A 16,124-nucleotide genomic window follows, 5' to 3' on the forward strand; every position below is an offset into this window, starting at 1 on the left:
GATGAGCGGAGCAACCCCGGACCGGATCGCGTTCGAGACGGTCGAGGTCCAGGCCAACACCTTCCAGGAAACCCTGCTCGGGCTGGAGTACACCACCGGCCCCGGCCGGCCGGCCGACCTGTTCTCCCGGGCCTGCGTGGAGCAGTACGCCGACCTGCGGCTCGATCGCTTCGGCTACCTGCTCGCCCAGGTCTTCGAACCCAACGTCCTGCACGAGGCCGCCCTCCTCGCCGGCCTGTCCTACGACTCGCTGGCCGACCTGAGCCACCGGCCGACGGAACCGGTCGAACGGCTGGCCGCACTCGTCCGCGACGCGGCCGACCTCCCGGTGACCGCCCTGGTCAACACCGCGGCCGCGCTGATCAGCGTCTCCCGCTTCGACCCCGCCGAACGCCTGCTCGCCGACGCCTACGCCAGGGCCGCCACACCGCGCGAGCGGTTCGAGGCCGCCATGCTCGCCTTCGTCGTCACCAATCGCCGCGACGACGGCGCCGACTCGCCCCGCCAGTTCCACCGCATGCGCGAGGCCGCCGAGACCGGCGAGGTGCCCGAGGACCGCGTCCTGGACGCCTGCTCCCAGGCCGTCGTCTGGTTCCTCAAGCGCAAGGAGCTGCCGGAGGCGGAGTACGAGTGGTTCCGCGCCACCGGCGTCCGGCTGGCCGAGGCACACGACCGGCTCGACTCCGGCGCGATCTCCTCCTGGTACCGCGCCCTCGCCATGGTCCCGGCCGCCGTCGGCGAGGCGGAGACCACCCGCCGCTACATGGAGTACGCGCGGCAAGCCGCCGAGGACACCATGGCGCGCCGCCCCCGCGCCTACGAGACGCACTTCCTGAAGACGTACCACGAGTCCTCGCTCAAGGAGCACATGTACCTCACGCGCGACCTCGACCGGGCCGAGGAGGCGGGTCGGGCCCTGATCGCCCTCGACCCGGCCTGGGCCCCCAGCTACGGCGAACTCGCCGAGGCCTACGCCGCCTTCGGCCGGCTCGGGGAGGCAGCCGAGTTGTACGAGCAGGCGGTCGCGGCCGGTCCGCCGTACGTCGGCCACCACATGCTGCGCGCAGCAGGCTGCCACCGGAAGGCCGGCGCCGCCGACCGCGCCCTCGCCCTCCACCGGGACCTGGCCCGCCTCGCCCCCGAGGACGAGCAGGTACTGCGCGACGGCCTCGACCTGGCCGACGGCCTGGGCGACGACACCTCCCGCCACCGGTTCCAGGCCGCGCTGGAGCGGCTCGGCCACGACGGCACCCGCGGCGCCGGCCCACAGGCGGGGGACCGGTAGCCGCCATGGAGCACACCCGGTTCACCGTACGGAACTACACCGGCTACACCGCGGTGGTCTTCGGCCTGGGCGTGGTCTCGGTGGGGTTCGGCGCCCTCGACCTCATCATGGTCGCGCCGAAGGGCCTGGACCAGGCGGCGGCCGTCGGCCAGGCGGATGTGCTGATCTCGGCCATCTACGCCGTCTTCATCGGCGTCGTCGACGTCTTCAGCAGCCGGCTCGCCATGGCCGAGGGCGAGCAGCGGACCGGCCACCGCCTGCCGGTGCTCGGCACCGCCCTGCTGCTGTTGCTGATCCCCTGTCAGCTCCTGGGCATCGCCCTCGGCCTCGGCATCGAGCCGCTGCTGCGGGCCACCGGGCAGAAGGCGGAGCTGATCCCGCTGGTCGGCGACTACGTCCAGGTCCGCACCTACGGCATCGCCCTGGTCCTCGGCTACATCGTCATCAGCGCGTCGCTGAAGATCTGCGGCCTGAAGAACCTGTCGGCCGTCAACCTGGTCTTCGGCCTCGCGGTGAACGCCCTGTTCAACTGGATCTTCCTGGACACCGGCGCGGCCCGCCTGTTCGCCTCCCCGGCCCAGGCCGTCGCCGCGTCGACCCTGGTCGCCCAGGCGGTCATGGCCACCACCGGCGGCATCGTCCTGGTCCGCCGGCTGCGCACCCGCCCGGACCGTTTCGTACGCCCCCGACGCCATGAGGTCCTCACCGAGTTCCGTTCGATGGCCCGCACCGCACCCGGCATCGGACTGCGCCACTTCAACGACTACATGGGCACGACCATCCCGCTGCTGTTCATCGGCACGCTCGGCGTGGTCCAGCTGGCCGCCGCCACCGTGGCCACCAAGATCTACACCCTGTTCTGCCGTGTCCCGCAGGCCTGCTTCGCCGGGTCCTTCGTCTTCTACGGCTACGCCCTGGGCCGCGACCCGGACGACCTCACCCGCACGGTACGCAAGATGCGCCTGTACGCCGCCGTACCCACCGTGGTGGCGACCGCCGTCACCGCGCTCGCCGCGCCCTGGCTGGTCGACGCCTTCGCCAGTCCCGGCCTCGACCGGGACCTCGCGCGCAACCTGCTGCTCGCCTATCTCCTGTACGTACCCGCCTACTTCTTCGAGCAGCTCTTCGGCGAGATGCTCACGGTCCACCAGCGCGGCGGGCTGCTGTTCGTCTCCTCCACCGCGGTGACGTACCTGCTGACCATCCCCCTCGCCTGGTGCGCGGTGTTCGCCCTGGACTCCACCTTCCTCGCCGTCGCCTGCAAGGGCATCCCCACCGCCGTCCTCGCGTTCGTGTTCTGGCGCGCGCTGCGCCGCACCGGCCGGCCCGGTGCGGACCGAGCGGAAAGCGAGATGAGCCTTGCCCAGTAGCCTCCCGGCCGGCTCGCCCGGCCTGCCGGCCGACTCGTCTCCCCTCCCGGCCTTCCGGCACGACCCGGTCAAGTCGGTGCTGCCCGGCCGCGGCGGCGGCGCCTTCCACTGGGACCGCGAGCCCGCCGTCTGTGGACACCGGCGCCTCACCCACGACAGCGCCCACCTCGGTCAGACCGTCCCCGTCCCGGTCAGCTCCACCCCCGCCGTCGTCGCCGGCGTCGGCGTCGTGGTCGCCAGCGACGACGGGCGGCTGCGGTTCTTCGACCCCGGCCTCGGCAAGGTCTACTGGGAACGCCGCCTGGACCGCTCGGTGTACGCCTCCCTCGTCGTCGACCAGGCGCGCCGCCATGTCATCGTCGCGACGACCAGCGGGCTGATCACCTGCTTCGACCTGCGCGGCACCCTGGTGTGGTCGCGCAAGGCCGAGTTCCCCGTCTTCGCCACGCCCACCGTGCTGCCGGGCGCCGACCTGCTCGTGGTGGCGGCCTTCCACAGCCGCTGCCTGGGCCTCGCCCTCGGCACCGGCGAGATCGTGTACGACCGCCCGCTGCCCCGCCCCTGGTCGGCGGCCCACGGCGGCGTCGCCGCCTACCGCGACCCCTACGCCAGCCCCGTCCCCGCCGCCGACGACACCGCCGTACTGTGCTGCGGGGAACACGTCGTCGCCCTGGCCACGGACGGCACCGAGGTGTGGCGGCAGGAGATCGGCCACCCCGTCAAGGCGTCGCCCGCGCTGCTGTCCGACACCGGCCGGCTGGCCGTCTGCCCGGTCGACGGGCGCTGCGTCCTCCTCGACGCCAAGACCGGCCGCCCCGAGGCGGAGGTCCGGCTCGGAGCCAAGATCACCGGCAGTCCGGCGGTGTCCGGGGACGTCCTGGCCGTCGGCACCCAGCTCGGCACGGTCACCGGTCTGACATCCTCGGGCGAGGTGCGGTGGACCTCACCCCAGGGCGCGCCCCGCTCGTACACCTCGCTCACGGTGCTCCCCGACGGGAACTTCGTGGCGACCGCCGAACGCGGCAACATCGTGTGCCTCGCTCGCGAGGACGGCCGGTTCCTGTGGGAGAGCAGCCAGGTGCTCGGCCTGCCCGACCACGAACCGGCCCTGGACATCACCCCGGTCGCGGCCGCCTCGGGCAGCATGTACGCCGCGTCGTACGGGGGCGACCTCTACCAGTTCCTGTTCCAGCCGTGCGACGAGGAGTGACCTCATGTCCGTAGACCCCGTTCTGGCGCCGGACCGGGAGAGCCTCACCGCCATGGAGGAGGCCCTGGAGGCGATGATGAGCCGGCTCCGGGAGATCGTGGCCGAGCCGCGGCTGACCCAGGAGACCCTGGTCGAGATCACCTCGATCTACAACAACGTCGCCTACATCTTCCTCTACCTGGAGGCCAATGAAGAGTTCGTCGACTTCGAGCGCCTGCTGCCCTGGCGCGACGCCTTCCACAAGGACCCGGAGCTGGACCGGCAGATCCTGGAGAAGCTGCTGCTGTTGCGCTGCCCGGACCCGGAGGCGGAGGAGTCCCGACTCGCCTACGTCGCCCAGCTGAGCGCCAAGCAGGAGCCCGCGGACATTGCCGTCGAGGAGGAACTCGACGCCCTGCTCACCGAGGCCAAGGGCGTCCTCGACGACGTCCAGCGCGACCAGGCCCGGCTGCTGGAGCGCCTGGGCACGCCCGCCGGATCGGGCACCCCGTCGGCCGTGTTCTACAAGCTCTCCAGCCAGGTCGGCAGCCCCGCCACCCGCGGCAAGCTCGCCCGGGCCTGGCAGGGCGCGCGCGAGGCGCATCTGCCGCGGCTGCTCGGCCTGGTCGACGGGTTGATCGAGGCGCGGCGGCGGCAGAGCGCCGCGCAGGGCCACCCAAGCGTGCTCGCACGGACGTTCACCAAGTGCGCTGTCGAGGAGGCCGACGTGGCCGCCTTCCTGGAGCGCCACCTGGCGCGGGCGCTGACCGCCCACACCGAACTGGAGGCGGAAATACGGCGGTTGTGCCCAGACGCGGGCGACGAGCCGTTCGCCCACTTCGCGCACAGCGTCCGTACGGCGACCGGCGGGGCCAAGCCGCCGATGTTCGACCTCGACGACTGCCTCGACTACATCTTCGCCGTCGCCCGGCACGTCTTCGGCCTCACCCTCACCCGGCAGGCGACCGGCGCCGCACAGGTCGTCACCGTCGCCGTCCGCTCCGAGCACGGCGAGGTCGGCCACATCAACTTCGACCTGTGGGACACCGGGAACAAGACGATCGGGGCCAACCACACCAAGGGCATCCGCAACCGCACCGACTGGAGCGGCGTGGTGCAGCGGCCGGTCGCCTACGTCTCCTGCCGGTTCCGGCCGGGAGCCGACGGCGGGGGACGGATCACCTTCCAGAACATGCACAGCCTGTTCCACGAGTTCGGGCACGCCCTGAACCACCTGCTGATCCGCAAGCGGATCTCCAACCGGTCCGGCCTGGAGTACCTGCCCCTGGAACGGCTGGAGCACCTCAGCATGTGGTGCGAGAAGTGGGCCTACCACCCCGACCTGGCCCGGTACCTCTCCCTCACCCCGGCCGCGGAGGAGGGACTGGCCCTGTGCCGCCGCATCAAGATGATCGAGTACCGGCGCACCTACCTGGAGCGCGCCGTGCTGGCCCTGCTGGACTTCGACGTCCACCGGCACGCCGACGGCGGCCTCGAGGACTCCTTCCGGCGCCTGGACGAGCGGTTCGGCATCGGCCGCCACTGCACCCTGGGCGACTTCCCCGGCTACTTCACCTGGCCCATGTTCACCGCCAACCCCGGCGCCAACTTCGCCTATCTCTTCGGCGCCGCGGACAGCGCCCAGAAGTTCGCCCCCTTCCACCGCACAGCCCTCGCGGACGTCACGCCCGACCAGGCACCCGAACTGTTCCTGCCCTGCTTCGACTTCGACGCACCCACCACCCGGCCGGACAGCGAGGCCCTGTTCGCCTTCTACGACGCCGCCCGCCTCCACGACGGCACCGCGCCCTCGGCGCCGGCTGGGACCCGCGGCGCTCAGCACCCGGGAGCAGACGCGTGACGACGATCCCGCACGGCTACATCCGCGCCGTCCTCGGCCCCCGCGAGGAGGTGCTCGACGGCATCCTGCGGCGCTCCCTGCTCGACGACCGGCTGCCGACCATCCAGGTCGACGACAACGCGGGCCGCGTCCTGCAACTGCTCACCCTGCTGCGCCGGCCCCGGCAGGTGCTGGAGATCGGGACGCTGTTCGCCTACTCCACCATCCACCTGGCCCGCGGCCTGCCCGAGGGCGGGCGGGTGACCACGCTGGAGATCGACCCGCGGGCCGCCGAGGCCGCCCGCCGCAATCTGCGCACCGCCGGGGTCGAGGACCGGGTGGACATCGTCGTCGGCGACGCCCGCGCCTACCTGGAGACCGTGCCGCCCGGCAGCGTCGGCCTGATCTTCATCGACGCCGACAAGAAGTCGTACCCCGACTACCTGCGGCTGTGCTACCCGCTGCTGGAACCCGGCGGCGTGCTGATCGCCGACGACGCCTTCGCCCAGGGCGACTTCACCGCCGAGCGCACCGAGGGGTCCGACGAGGACCGCGAGGCGAAGGCCATCCACCGCTACAACCGCGCGGTCGGGCGCAGCACCCGGCTGTTCTCCGCATTCGTCGGGACCCAGAGCGGTCTCCTGGTGAGCGTCAAGGAATAGACATGGCCCAGCACGCCCTCGTCACCGGAAGCAGCCACGGCCTCGGCGCCCACCTGGCCGCCCGGCTCGCCGCCGACGGCTGGAAGGTGACCGGTCTCGGACGCCGCCCCGCGTCCGAGACCCCCGGCACACCCGGCGTCGACCACCTCCAGGCCGATCTGTCCCGGCCCGAGACCCTGGAGCGGATCACGGACCGGCTCGGCGAGGCACCCGACCTCATCGTCCACAACGCCGTCAGCTACCCGCCCCGCCCCGCCCACGAACTGTCCCTGGCCGAGCTGGAGGACGTCTTCCGGGTCAACGCCCTCGTCCCCTACCGGCTGACCCTGGACCTGCTGGCCGCCACCCCCGACACCCGGTTCACCTCGATCGTCGTCATCAACTCGGAGTCCATGTTCCACGCCGACCGCGACTCCGGCGCGTACGCGGCGAGCAAGGCCGCGCTGCGCGTGCTCACCGGCTCGCTCGCCGACGCCTGCCGCTCCCGCAACACGGCCGTCGCCACCCTGCTGCTGGGCCCGCTGGCCGATCCGGACAAGGTGGCGCAGCTCCAGCGGGTCGCCGCCCGCCGCGGCGTCGACGAGGCCGAGATCACCCGGGTGTTCCTGCGCAAGTCCAACCCGGACCTGGTCATCGAGGAGCTGATCGACTTCGACGCGTGCTACCGCAGCGTCCAGTACCTCGCGGGCCTCGGGCGGGCGGCCAACGGCATGCTGTGCCGGCTCGACGGCGGCTCCGCCGGCTCGCTGATCTGAGCCGGGGGAGCGAGGAGCGCCGTATGACCAAGGTGACGTACCGTCTGCTGGGCCGCACCGGACTGAAGGTGTCGAACATCGCCCTCGGCGTGGCCACCTTCGGCTCGCAGTGGGGGCCGCGCTGGACCATGCCGGCCGCGGAGGCGGACGCGCTGCTCGGCGTCGCCCTCGACCACGGCATCAACTTCTTCGACACCGCGAACGTCTACAACCGTGGCGAGAGCGAGACCTGGCTCGGCCGGGCGCTGCGCCGCCGGTCCGCACTGGACCAGGTGGTGATCGCCACCAAGTGCGGGTACCGCACGGACCCGCGGGACGTGAACTCCGGCGGATGCAGCCGCCGCAACCTCGTCGCGTCCGTGGAGCGGTCGCTGCGCCGCCTCGGCACTGACTGCATCGACCTGCTCTACCTACACCTGTGGGACGGCGTCACCCCGGTCGAGGAGAGCCTGGCCGCGGTGGCGGACCTGGTCTCCGCCGGGAAGGTCCGCTACGTCGGGCTGAGCAACGTGCCGGGCTGGTACGCCGGTCAGGCCGAGGCCGTCGCCCGGTGGCGGGGCTGGCCCGTCCCGGCGGCGGTCCAGCTCAACTACAACGCGCTGGAGCGGACGATCGAGCACGAGTTCTTCCCGTTCACCGAGGCCACCGGCGTCGGTCTGGTCGCGTGGGGGCCGCTCGCCAACGGCCTGCTGACCGGCCGGTACCGGGTGGACCTGGAGGAGCGGCGGATCACCGGCGACGGGCGGATGACGCAGACCTTCACCACCGGCGACGTCGACCCCTTCCGCCCGGTCGTGCCCCGCGTCATCGCGTGTCTGACCGACCTGGCGGCGCGGACGGGGCGTAGGCCCGGACAGCTGGCCCTGGCCTGGATCCTGAGCAAGCCGGAGATCACCAGCGTTGCCGTGGGCGTCTCCTCCGGCGAGCAACTCCTGGAGAACCTGGCCGCGCTGGAGATCTCGCTGCCGCCGGAGGACCTCGCCCGGATCGACGAGGCGAGCGCGCAGCCGACCCCGTACCCGTACACCTTCCTCGCCGACGGCGTCCAGGCACTGGTCCATGGTCCCGAACAGCTGAGGGCAGTGCGGCCCACGACTCCGTAGCGAAGGGAAACCGGTATGACGTCAGACCTCCCGTTCGAACAGCCGTCCTTCGACTTCGACCTCTTCTTCTCCGCCTACTGGCGCAAACGGCCCCTGTACGTCCCCGGCGGGGCGAAGGAGCTGCTGGGCCGTGTGTGGACCGACGACGACTTCGACGCCGCTCTGGCCGGGGCGCGCGCCGACGGCACGGAGGTCAAGGAGCGGCCCGGTGAGGTGACGTTCATCGAACAGGTCTCCCGTTTCGACACCGGCCTGCGCGACCGCGCCGACCGGCTCGCGGGCGTCTTCGGCGCGCCGCAGGCCTGGTTCGACGCGATCCGCACGTACGCGCGCAGCGGCATCGGCGCCCACTTCGACCACAGCGACAACTTCGTGCTCCAGCAGAACGGCACGAAGGAGTGGACGCTCGCCTCCTCCGAGCACCTGGACCGCCAGGACGTCGTACGGCGCATGATGAACCACCCCGGTGTGGGCGCCCACGATCTGCCCGACGGCGACAGCGTCCGCTTCACCGTCGGCCCCGGCGACCTGCTCTACATCCCGCTGCTGTGGCTGCACTCCGGCGTCTCCCGCGGCGACTCGCTCAGCGTGTCCCTGGTATGCCCCGCCGTCTCCCTCCAGGCCGCCGTCCTCCCGCTCCTCGCCCAGGTGCTGCGCGCTCGCGGCGTCGGCCACCAGCCGGTCCCGGCCCTCCACACCGGACTGTCCCCGCAGCAGCGCGCCGACGCCACGGCCGCCCTGGCCCGCGCGACCCGCGCCTTTCTGGAGCGGATGAGCGACGACGCGCTCGCGGACGCGGTCCTCGCGCTCCAGCACCGGCGCCTGACGGGGGAGAGCGCCCGCCCGGCGACCGACACCGCCTGAGGCGTCGACCGCCGCCCGGCACCACTCAGAGCCGGCCGAACCCTGCGCGGCCGCGTGCTGCCAGCCACCGACCGCCGGGTCGCGATCGGTCTTGGTCCACTTGCCCCCGACCAGGTGATCGAAGCGGGTGGCGGCCGGCGCGAAGAAGCGGTCGACATGCTCATCGCGGTCGAAGAGGAGGCGTCGTAGTTGGCGCCGGACGGACGGCGTGGTCAGCGCGGTGACGGGAATGCCCTCGATGGGACACCGTCCACTGCGTTGCGCACGAGCTGGTCGCCGTAACTCGGCGCGATGCCTGGGGCCTGCTGCACCTGGCAGGCGCACAGGGCGCCGGCCACACCGGCTCCGACGATGACGACGTCGTACGGGGTTTTCATGGGACCTGTGTCCTTGCCTCAGGGATGCTGGGTCCAGTAGCCGTATCCGGACGGCGCGGGCGGGGTGGGGGCGGCGGAGACCGGGTGGGCCTGGATCACCTTCCACACCAGGCCGGCGGGTACTGGCCGGGCGTCGCCGGTGGGTCCACGGTGTTGTCGGGCCGCTTGAACTGGGCGGTGTGCCAGACGGTGATGGTCTCGCGCGCGACGCGGGCCAGTGCGGTGTCGGCGTCCATGGCCGCCTGGAGCGCAGCCGCCGGGTCAGCGGTGGTGGCCGCCGCCCGGTAGACGCTGATCAGCCGGGGAACGTTTCGGTGGCGAAGGCGGTGGTCAGGCGTTGCCGGTAGGCGTCCGCCGGCGCGGGGTCGAGCGTGGGCTCGCCCGTGAGCAGTTCGGACAGGGCGAGGAAGTCCACGGTGTCGGTCATGGTCGCGGGGCCTCTCAGCCCTCGTCGAAGAGCAGGTCTTCGATCGGACGGGTCAGCCGGACGGTGTGCCCATTGGTGACCGTGACGACGTGGTGCAGGCCGACGAGGCGCTCGCCGGTGGACAGCACCGTCACCATGTCCTCCTTGCCGGCGAGGTAGGCCGGGAAGCAGGGGACCGGCATGCCCAGCTTGAGGTAGTCGACCAGACGCCGGAACAGCTTGGGCATGATCACGGCGTGGTCGGTGATGGTCGTCAGGTCGTCGACTTTGAAGCCGGTGGTGGTCACGTCCTGCGCCCACACGCCCTGGCGGGCCGCCCGGGCTTGCTGGGCGACGGCGGTGAGTTCCTGCCGCAGGTCGGCGAAGAGACCGGCGTAGAATGTCGGATAGGCGAGGCCCAGGGCTGCCAGGTGGTGGTTGGCGGTCTGCCGCAGCAGAGGTACGTCCACGACCACCGCCGTACCGCTGGCCGCGGGAGGTGCGCCCCGGCCGGCGAAGGCCACGGCTCGGTTGTTGACGTCGCCGCCGCCGGTGAGGATCCAGCCGGGCACGGACTCGGGCGTCGAGGCGGTGACGTTCTCGTTCGGCTCGCGCCGTACGTCGTTGAAGCCGAGCCAGGTGAGCAGCTCCGCCGCGGCGGCGTGGGCCAGTTGCAGGGGCTGGTTCTCCCCGGCGTAGTGGGTCTCCAGAGCGTCGATGGCCTCCAGGCGGAGTGCCGCGTCACCGCTGCTGGAGGCGTTCACGGGGTGCTTGCCGCCGACGAGCTTCCACTCGTCGGGGTTGTCGGCGACGAAGTGGACGGTGTCTCCGTCCGGCTTTGTGTTTTTCAGGCGGTACTTGCCCTGGATGAGCAGCAGAGGCATGGGGGCTCCAGCGGGGACGGGAGGGGAGCGGGCAGGGAGCACCGTCGTACGGACACCCGGGCGAGATTCGAACGTACGGACATAGTGCTCATAGCAGATAAAGGTATCGGCTTCGGTGGTGGATCCTCGGTGAGGCGCGCGGAGGCCGCGCAGATCCGGGCCGGGCGGCCCGGACAGCGCTGCGGCCCGCGTCGCGCACGCCCATTTCTCCCCAACGCCTCGTGTCCCAGCACCACTTACTGGGGAACCTGTTCCCGAAGTGACGGTTCAGGGGGAAGCCATGGATCCGGCCAGTGTCAGTACGACCGCGCGTGTCGCCTCCTCGGTGGCACGTCCGATCATCGCCAGGCTCTTCGCCCGGGAGGGCCAGGGCGCGGGACTCGTCGACAAGCCCGTCCGGCTGTCGGGATGGGTGCGGTGGGGCGGTGAGAAGCAGGGCCTCGGCAGGCTCGACATGTGGAAGATCGCCAGGGAGCTGGTGAAGGCGGCCACCGAGGCGAACCCGTACGAGCCGCCGGTCGGCTCCGAGGAGCGCGAAGCGCTCGCCGACGCCCTCGCCGAGACCCTCGCCGCCCTCGGCGACCTCGACATGGACGACGTCCAGGCCGTGCGTCTGGGACACCGGGAGCTGGCGCGCAGCCTCGCCGCCGCCCGTCCGGACGCCACCCGCGACCTGTCGGGCGACGCGACCGCCCTGTACGACAGCCTCCTGGAACTCAGCTGCCTGCACATCCTGCACTTCTTCACCCAGCGCTCCACCTTCGTCGCCCACGCCCAGGTCGCCCAGACCCGGCTGCTCGACGAGACCCTGCGCCTGCTGGACGCCCTGGTGGACCGCATCCCGCGCCCGGGCAGCGCGGACGAGGCGTTCGAGGCGCGCTACCTCGCCCACATCGAGCGCAAGTACGGCAAGCTCAACATCTTCGGCCTCGACCTGAGCGGCCCCGGCCAGGCCCGCTGGCCCCTGGACGCCGCCTACCTGAACCTCGAACTGGCCTCGCACCGCGACGGAGGCTCCCCGTCCGCCAACCGCCGGCGCGTGGAGGAGGCGCTGTCCGGCTGCAACCGGGCCGTGCTGCGCGGCCTGGCGGGCTCGGGCAAGACGACGCTGATGCAGTGGCTGGCCGTCTGCGCCGCTCAGGACTCCTTCGGCGACGAACTGGCCGGCCTGCGCGGCCGTGTGCCGTTCATGCTGCCCCTGCGGGCGATGGCCAAGGAACCGGGACTGCCCGACCCCGAGCGGTTCCTCGGCGCGGTCGGCAACATGCTGCACGGACTGCAGCCCGACAGCTGGGCCGACCGCGTGCTCAGCAGCGGCCGGGGCATGCTGCTGATCGACGGCGTGGACGAGGTCTCCGAGAGCGAACGCCCCGTCGTCAGACGCTGGCTGCTGGACCTCGTCGACCTCTATCCGGAGGCGTTCTTCCTGGTCACCACCCGGCCGTCGGCCGTGGAGACCCACTGGCTGGCCGAGGTGGACTTCGCGGAGTTCAACCTCCTGCCGATGAACCGCCACGACGTCGACCGCTTCGTGCACCGCTGGCACGACGCCGTCCTGACCGCGGTGGACGACCCCGAGGAACGCGTGGCCGTCGAGCGGTGCCGGGACGCCCTGCGCACGACCCTCCGGCAGAAGCACGACCTGTACCGGCTGGCCACCAACCCCCTGATGTGCGCGCTCATCTGCGCCCTGCACCGGGACCGGCTGACCCATCTGCCGGAGCGGCGCATGGAGCTGTACGCCGCGGCGCTCAGCATGCTCCTCGTCCGCCGCGACAAGGAGCGCGAGATCCCGGTACCGGAGGGCCTGGTGCCCACCGAGGAAGCGCAGGTCCAGCTGCTCCAGCGGATCGCGTACTGGCTGATCCGCAACGGCCGGTCGGAAGCCGCCCAGACCACCGCCGTACGGATCATCCGGGAGAAGCTCCCGGCCATGCCGGCGCTCGCCTCGCCCGACCGTGCCGAGGACGTCTTCCGCTACCTGCTGCTGCGCAGCGGACTGCTGCGCGAGCCGTCCGTCGGCATGGTGGACTTCATCCACCGCACCTTCCAGGACTACCTCGGCGCGAAGGCCGCGGTGGAGGCGGAGGACCTCGGACTGCTGGCCGAGTCCGGACGCGACGACCAGTGGGACGACGTCATCCGGCTGGCGATCGGGCATGCCCGGGACGGCGAACGCGCCTACCTGCTGCGCCGGCTGATCGAGCTGGGCGACCAGGCCTCCGACCCGCAGCTGCGCCGCCGCTACCATCTGCTGGCCGCCGCCGCCCTGGAACACGCCACGACCCTCGACCCGGCCGTACGCGCCGCGGTGTCCTTGCGCGCGTCGGCCCTGATTCCCCCCGACACGCCCGCGGACGCCGAACAGCTCGCGACGGCCGGCGACATCGTCCTCGACCTGCTGCCCGGTCCGACGGACCTGAACGCCGAGCAGGCGCGGGCGACGGTGATGACGATCGCGCGGATCGGCGGCGAGGTGGCCCTGCACCAGCTGGCCGCCTTCCAGCGGGTGCCCGTTCGCGAGGTACGGCAGGAAGTGGCCCTGTCGTGGCCGTACTTCGACGCCCAGTCCTTCGCCGAGGAGGTCCTGTCCGGACTCCCGGCGGACGACATCGTGCTATTCCTCTCCAGCCCGGAGCAGGCGGCCGGCGTCCATCTCCTCAACCGCGCGCCGCACCTGTCCCTGCGAGGCCAGCTGCTGACGTCCGACCTCGTCGCGGTACTGGCCGGCCTGGAGGTCAGCTCCCTCGTCGTCGAGGCGTCCAGCGCGGTGTCCATCGGCCTGCCCTCCCTCGCCCCGCTGGGATCGCTGCGCCGCCTCGTCGTCGAGTCGTGCGACGTCGTCACCAACCTGGAGATCCTGGCCGAGTGCCGGGCCGAAGAACTCGTTCTGCACCGGCTGCCCCGGCCCGCCGGCCTCGCCTTCCTCGAACGCGCCCCGAACCTGAGGTCGCTGACCCTGTCCTCGGAGTACGGCGTACCCCTGCCCGCCGTGCCCCTGCCGCGGGTCGGGGCGCTCGAGGCGGACGGTGTGCTGACGGGCGAACCGCTCCCGGACCTCGCCGCCGCGTTCCCCGGCCTGTCCTCGCTGAAGCTGCGTCTGACCTGCCAGAGCTACCAGTCCGCCGTCGACCTGTCCCCGCTGGCCGCGGTACGGCGGGGGCAGATCGAGGTCACCCTGGTGGGCGCGGGCAAGGTCCACGGTCTGGACTGCCTGCCCGCCGACCGGGTCACCGTGCGGCACGAGGGGCGCACGGGGCCTCACGGCCGAACCCGGCTGGGCCTGCTGCGCCGGCGGCGGCCCTGAGCCCGATCATCCTCGGGTCGGCGAGGCTGCTATGTTGCCGCGCTCGTTCGGTCCTCGGGATCTTGGATGAACTTCAGGGGGCCTCCACCTGCGGGGTGCGTCGGCCGCCTCTGACCACCCTCCAGACTGCCCGAGTGACGGTCATCACGGATGCCCTTGAGGGGGTGCTGCGTAGGCTTGAGCCGTCCTCTCCGCGGGGGACGGGAGAGCGGGCGAAGCCCTCCTCCAGTCGCCTGGCGAGGCGTCAGAAAAGTCAGCAAGTGGTCAGCGTGAGTCCTGAAAAACCTGGGGAAAGCTGCCCGAACGTGCGACTCGTTGTAGGGTGTGGAAACAGCCCTTGACCTGCAAAAACGCAGGCAGGGAGCCTACTTGTGGGAGTGCCCCGATGTTGCGTACCATGTTCAAGTCCAAGATCCACCGTGCCACCGTCACCCAGGCCGACCTGCACTACGTGGGATCGGTGACCATCGACGCCGAGCTGCTCGACGCGGCCGACCTGCTGCCCGGGGAACTGGTCCACATCGTCGACGTGACCAACGGGGCCCGGCTCGAGACGTACGTCATCGAGGGGGAGCGCGGGTCCGGGGTCATCGGGATCAACGGGGCCGCTGCCCATCTGGTGCAGCCCGGTGATCTGGTGATCATCATCAGTTACGCTCAGGTCACCGACGCGGAGGCGCGCGAGCTGCGGCCCCGGGTCGTGCATGTCGACGCCGGCAACCGGATCGTGTCCCTCGGCGCCGACCCGTCCGAGCCGGTGCCCGGTTCGGACCAGCAGCGCAGCCCGCAGGCCGTGGGGGCCTGACCGGCGGACCGAGGACCGCGGACCAGGAGCGTGCGTGCCCATGGGCGGGACCGAGATCCGCGACGACCGGGGGCGGGCCGCTTGGAGGCCGTCGGAGACGGTGAAGTCGTCGGCCGCATCGACTTCGTGCCGGAGTCGCCCGCGCGCGCCCTGGTCCCCGTCCACACGATCGTCGAGCCTGACCACGCGGGGAAGGGAATCGGCGGTTCCCTCGCCCGCGAGCCGTACGCCCTCGCCGAGCGCGAGGGCGTCCCGGTGGCGCCCCTGTGCCCGTACGTCGTGAAGTGGGCCGAACGCCACGCCGAGCCGGCCCCGCCGGCCGGCCCGACCCTGCAGTCGGCCGCGAAGAACCGGCTACGCGCCCCCCGGGCCGGTTCTGAGTGGTCGGCGGTCCCGGAGGGGCCCCGCTGCCCGACCCCGGGCGCGTCCCGGAGGCCGGTCCCGTGCTCGCGGCTGCCACCCACCTGGACCCCTCCGGTGCTGCCCTCGGGTGAGTGGCCGCGCGGGCGAAGGGTAGGCGGGGGAGTAGTCCAGAGGCGACGTGCCGTGACTGCCCGGAGGACACCATGACGAACCCGCACCCCGACCCGGTCCCGCCGGGCCCGACACCGGGTCCGGGCCCGACACCGACCCCGCCCGATCCGTACCCCAGCCCGGTCCCGCCGCCGGAGCCGGCTCCGCAGCCCACCCCGCCCGCGCCGGGTCCGAACCCGACCCCGCCTCCGGCCCCGCCCCACCCGGGCCCCCCGGAGCCGTCCCCGTCCCCGATCCCGCCGGGCCCCGAGCCCGTACCCAACCCGGAACCGGGCCCACCGCTCACCTGAGACACGGAACCGCGTCGAGGGGCACGCCCCGCCGGCGCCCGACCGGGAGGCCGGACCGTGCCTGGGACAGGGGGTCACCCGGAGGGGCGCATGCCCCGTGCCCGGTCCGGAACCGGATTCGCCTCTCACCGGCCCGTACCAACTCGAACCGGGCCCGCCCCGCGCCTGAGACACGGGACGGCGTCGTCGGGCACGCCCCGTCGGCGTCCGACCGGGAGGCCGGGCCTCTCCTTCCGTGCCTGGGACACGGGGTCACGCGGAGGGGCGCCCAGCCGCGCACACCCGGTGCCGGGCGCGGAACCGGATCCGCCTCTCACCGGCCCGTACCAACTCGGAACCGGGCCCGCCCCGCGCCTGGGACACGGAGCCGCGTCGTCGGGCACGCCCCGTCGGCGTCTGACCGGGAGGCCGGGCCTCTCCTTCCGTGCCTGGGACAGGGGTCACCCGCAGGGG

General features: G+C 72.3%; 15 protein-coding genes and 1 pseudogene. 12 read left to right on the forward strand and 4 right to left on the reverse strand.

Annotated elements, in window-relative coordinates; genetic code table 11:
• Position 1: 1 nt before the first annotated feature.
• The 9 genes from S1361_RS34525 to S1361_RS39955 are packed head-to-tail and all read left to right on the forward strand — an operon-like array spanning position 2 to position 9,257.
• Positions 2–1,285, forward strand: a complete 1,284-nt coding sequence (locus tag S1361_RS34525; protein WP_208035761.1) for a tetratricopeptide repeat protein — start codon at positions 2–4, stop codon at positions 1,283–1,285.
• 5 nt (positions 1,286–1,290) lie between these two features.
• Entirely contained in the window at positions 1,291–2,655 is a 1,365-nt protein-coding gene (locus S1361_RS34530) for an MATE family efflux transporter (RefSeq protein ID WP_208035762.1), read from the forward strand.
• Positions 2,645–3,865, forward strand: a complete 1,221-nt coding sequence (locus tag S1361_RS34535) for a PQQ-binding-like beta-propeller repeat protein (RefSeq protein ID WP_208035763.1) — start codon at positions 2,645–2,647, stop codon at positions 3,863–3,865. Before S1361_RS34530 ends, S1361_RS34535 begins: the two co-directional genes overlap by 11 nt.
• A 4-nt stretch (positions 3,866–3,869) precedes the next feature.
• Positions 3,870–5,705: a M3 family metallopeptidase gene (locus tag S1361_RS34540; protein WP_208035764.1), complete on the forward strand. Its 1,836-nt coding sequence runs from the start codon at positions 3,870–3,872 to the stop codon at positions 5,703–5,705.
• Positions 5,702–6,346: an O-methyltransferase gene (locus S1361_RS34545; RefSeq protein WP_208035765.1), complete on the forward strand. Its 645-nt coding sequence runs from the start codon at positions 5,702–5,704 to the stop codon at positions 6,344–6,346. Before S1361_RS34540 ends, S1361_RS34545 begins: the two co-directional genes overlap by 4 nt.
• 2 nt (positions 6,347–6,348) lie before the next feature.
• Complete coding sequence (locus tag S1361_RS34550; protein ID WP_208035766.1) at positions 6,349–7,101, forward strand: SDR family NAD(P)-dependent oxidoreductase; 753 nt, start codon at positions 6,349–6,351, stop codon at positions 7,099–7,101.
• Between the two features lie 23 nt (positions 7,102–7,124).
• Positions 7,125–8,204, forward strand: a complete 1,080-nt coding sequence (locus S1361_RS34555) for an aldo/keto reductase (protein ID WP_208035767.1) — start codon at positions 7,125–7,127, stop codon at positions 8,202–8,204.
• A gap of 15 nt (positions 8,205–8,219) precedes the next feature.
• Positions 8,220–9,068, forward strand: a complete 849-nt coding sequence (locus S1361_RS34560) for a JmjC domain-containing protein (protein ID WP_208035768.1) — start codon at positions 8,220–8,222, stop codon at positions 9,066–9,068.
• A gap of 54 nt (positions 9,069–9,122) precedes the next feature.
• Positions 9,123–9,257, forward strand: a complete 135-nt coding sequence (locus S1361_RS39955; RefSeq protein ID WP_279577639.1) for a hypothetical protein — start codon at positions 9,123–9,125, stop codon at positions 9,255–9,257.
• A gap of 23 nt (positions 9,258–9,280) precedes the next feature.
• Here the strand turns inward: S1361_RS39955 and S1361_RS34565 are convergent, their stop codons facing one another.
• The 4 genes from S1361_RS34565 to S1361_RS34575 form a co-directional block, all read right to left on the reverse strand.
• A complete protein-coding gene (locus tag S1361_RS34565; protein WP_208035769.1) occupies positions 9,281–9,445 on the reverse strand; it encodes a hypothetical protein in 165 nt (54 codons plus the stop codon).
• Between the two features lie 95 nt (positions 9,446–9,540).
• Positions 9,541–9,681 (reverse strand): hypothetical protein, encoded by a 141-nt coding sequence (locus S1361_RS34570; RefSeq protein WP_208035770.1) that lies wholly within the window; start codon positions 9,679–9,681, stop codon positions 9,541–9,543.
• Positions 9,682–9,740: 59 nt separating this feature from the next.
• Positions 9,741–9,872 carry a hypothetical protein gene (locus S1361_RS39960; RefSeq protein ID WP_279577640.1) on the reverse strand — a complete coding sequence of 44 codons (132 nt, stop codon included), beginning with the start codon at positions 9,870–9,872 and terminating at the stop codon, positions 9,741–9,743.
• A 14-nt stretch (positions 9,873–9,886) separates the two neighbouring features.
• A complete protein-coding gene (locus S1361_RS34575) occupies positions 9,887–10,735 on the reverse strand; it encodes a nuclease (RefSeq protein ID WP_208035771.1) in 849 nt (282 codons plus the stop codon).
• Between the two features lie 280 nt (positions 10,736–11,015).
• On the opposite strand from S1361_RS34575, the gene S1361_RS34580 reads away from it, so the two are divergent.
• The 3 genes and pseudogenes from S1361_RS34580 to S1361_RS34590 all read left to right on the forward strand — a co-directional run.
• A complete protein-coding gene (locus S1361_RS34580) occupies positions 11,016–14,042 on the forward strand; it encodes an NACHT domain-containing protein (protein ID WP_208035772.1) in 3,027 nt (1,008 codons plus the stop codon).
• Between the two features lie 385 nt (positions 14,043–14,427).
• Complete coding sequence (panD, locus tag S1361_RS34585) at positions 14,428–14,847, forward strand: aspartate 1-decarboxylase (protein WP_208035773.1); 420 nt, start codon at positions 14,428–14,430, stop codon at positions 14,845–14,847.
• 40 nt (positions 14,848–14,887) lie between these two features.
• Positions 14,888–15,210, forward strand: a pseudogene (locus S1361_RS34590) (GNAT family N-acetyltransferase); the annotation flags it as partial.
• Positions 15,211–16,124: the final 914 nt, after the last annotated feature.

Source organism: Streptomyces cyanogenus (assembly GCF_017526105.1).
Classification (GTDB): Bacteria; Actinomycetota; Actinomycetes; order Streptomycetales; family Streptomycetaceae; genus Streptomyces; species Streptomyces cyanogenus.

Excerpts from the sequence above, each read along its gene's own strand:
- S1361_RS34530 (WP_208035762.1), top strand. The coding sequence starts at position 1,291 with ATGGAGCACACCCGGTTCACCGTACGGAACTACACCGGCTACACCGCG.
- S1361_RS34555 (WP_208035767.1), top strand. The coding sequence starts at position 7,125 with ATGACCAAGGTGACGTACCGTCTGCTGGGCCGCACCGGACTGAAGGTG.
- S1361_RS39960 (WP_279577640.1), bottom strand. The coding sequence starts at position 9,872 with ATGACCGACACCGTGGACTTCCTCGCCCTGTCCGAACTGCTCACGGGC.
- panD (WP_208035773.1), top strand. The coding sequence starts at position 14,428 with ATGTTGCGTACCATGTTCAAGTCCAAGATCCACCGTGCCACCGTCACC.
- S1361_RS34565 (WP_208035769.1), bottom strand. The coding sequence starts at position 9,445 with ATGAAAACCCCGTACGACGTCGTCATCGTCGGAGCCGGTGTGGCCGGC.
- S1361_RS34575 (WP_208035771.1), bottom strand. The coding sequence starts at position 10,735 with ATGCCTCTGCTGCTCATCCAGGGCAAGTACCGCCTGAAAAACACAAAG.
- S1361_RS34580 (WP_208035772.1), top strand. The coding sequence starts at position 11,016 with ATGGATCCGGCCAGTGTCAGTACGACCGCGCGTGTCGCCTCCTCGGTG.
- S1361_RS34570 (WP_208035770.1), bottom strand. The coding sequence starts at position 9,681 with ATGGACGCCGACACCGCACTGGCCCGCGTCGCGCGCGAGACCATCACC.
- S1361_RS34540 (WP_208035764.1), top strand. The coding sequence starts at position 3,870 with ATGTCCGTAGACCCCGTTCTGGCGCCGGACCGGGAGAGCCTCACCGCC.
- S1361_RS34525 (WP_208035761.1), top strand. The coding sequence starts at position 2 with ATGAGCGGAGCAACCCCGGACCGGATCGCGTTCGAGACGGTCGAGGTC.
- S1361_RS34550 (WP_208035766.1), top strand. The coding sequence starts at position 6,349 with ATGGCCCAGCACGCCCTCGTCACCGGAAGCAGCCACGGCCTCGGCGCC.
- S1361_RS34560 (WP_208035768.1), top strand. The coding sequence starts at position 8,220 with ATGACGTCAGACCTCCCGTTCGAACAGCCGTCCTTCGACTTCGACCTC.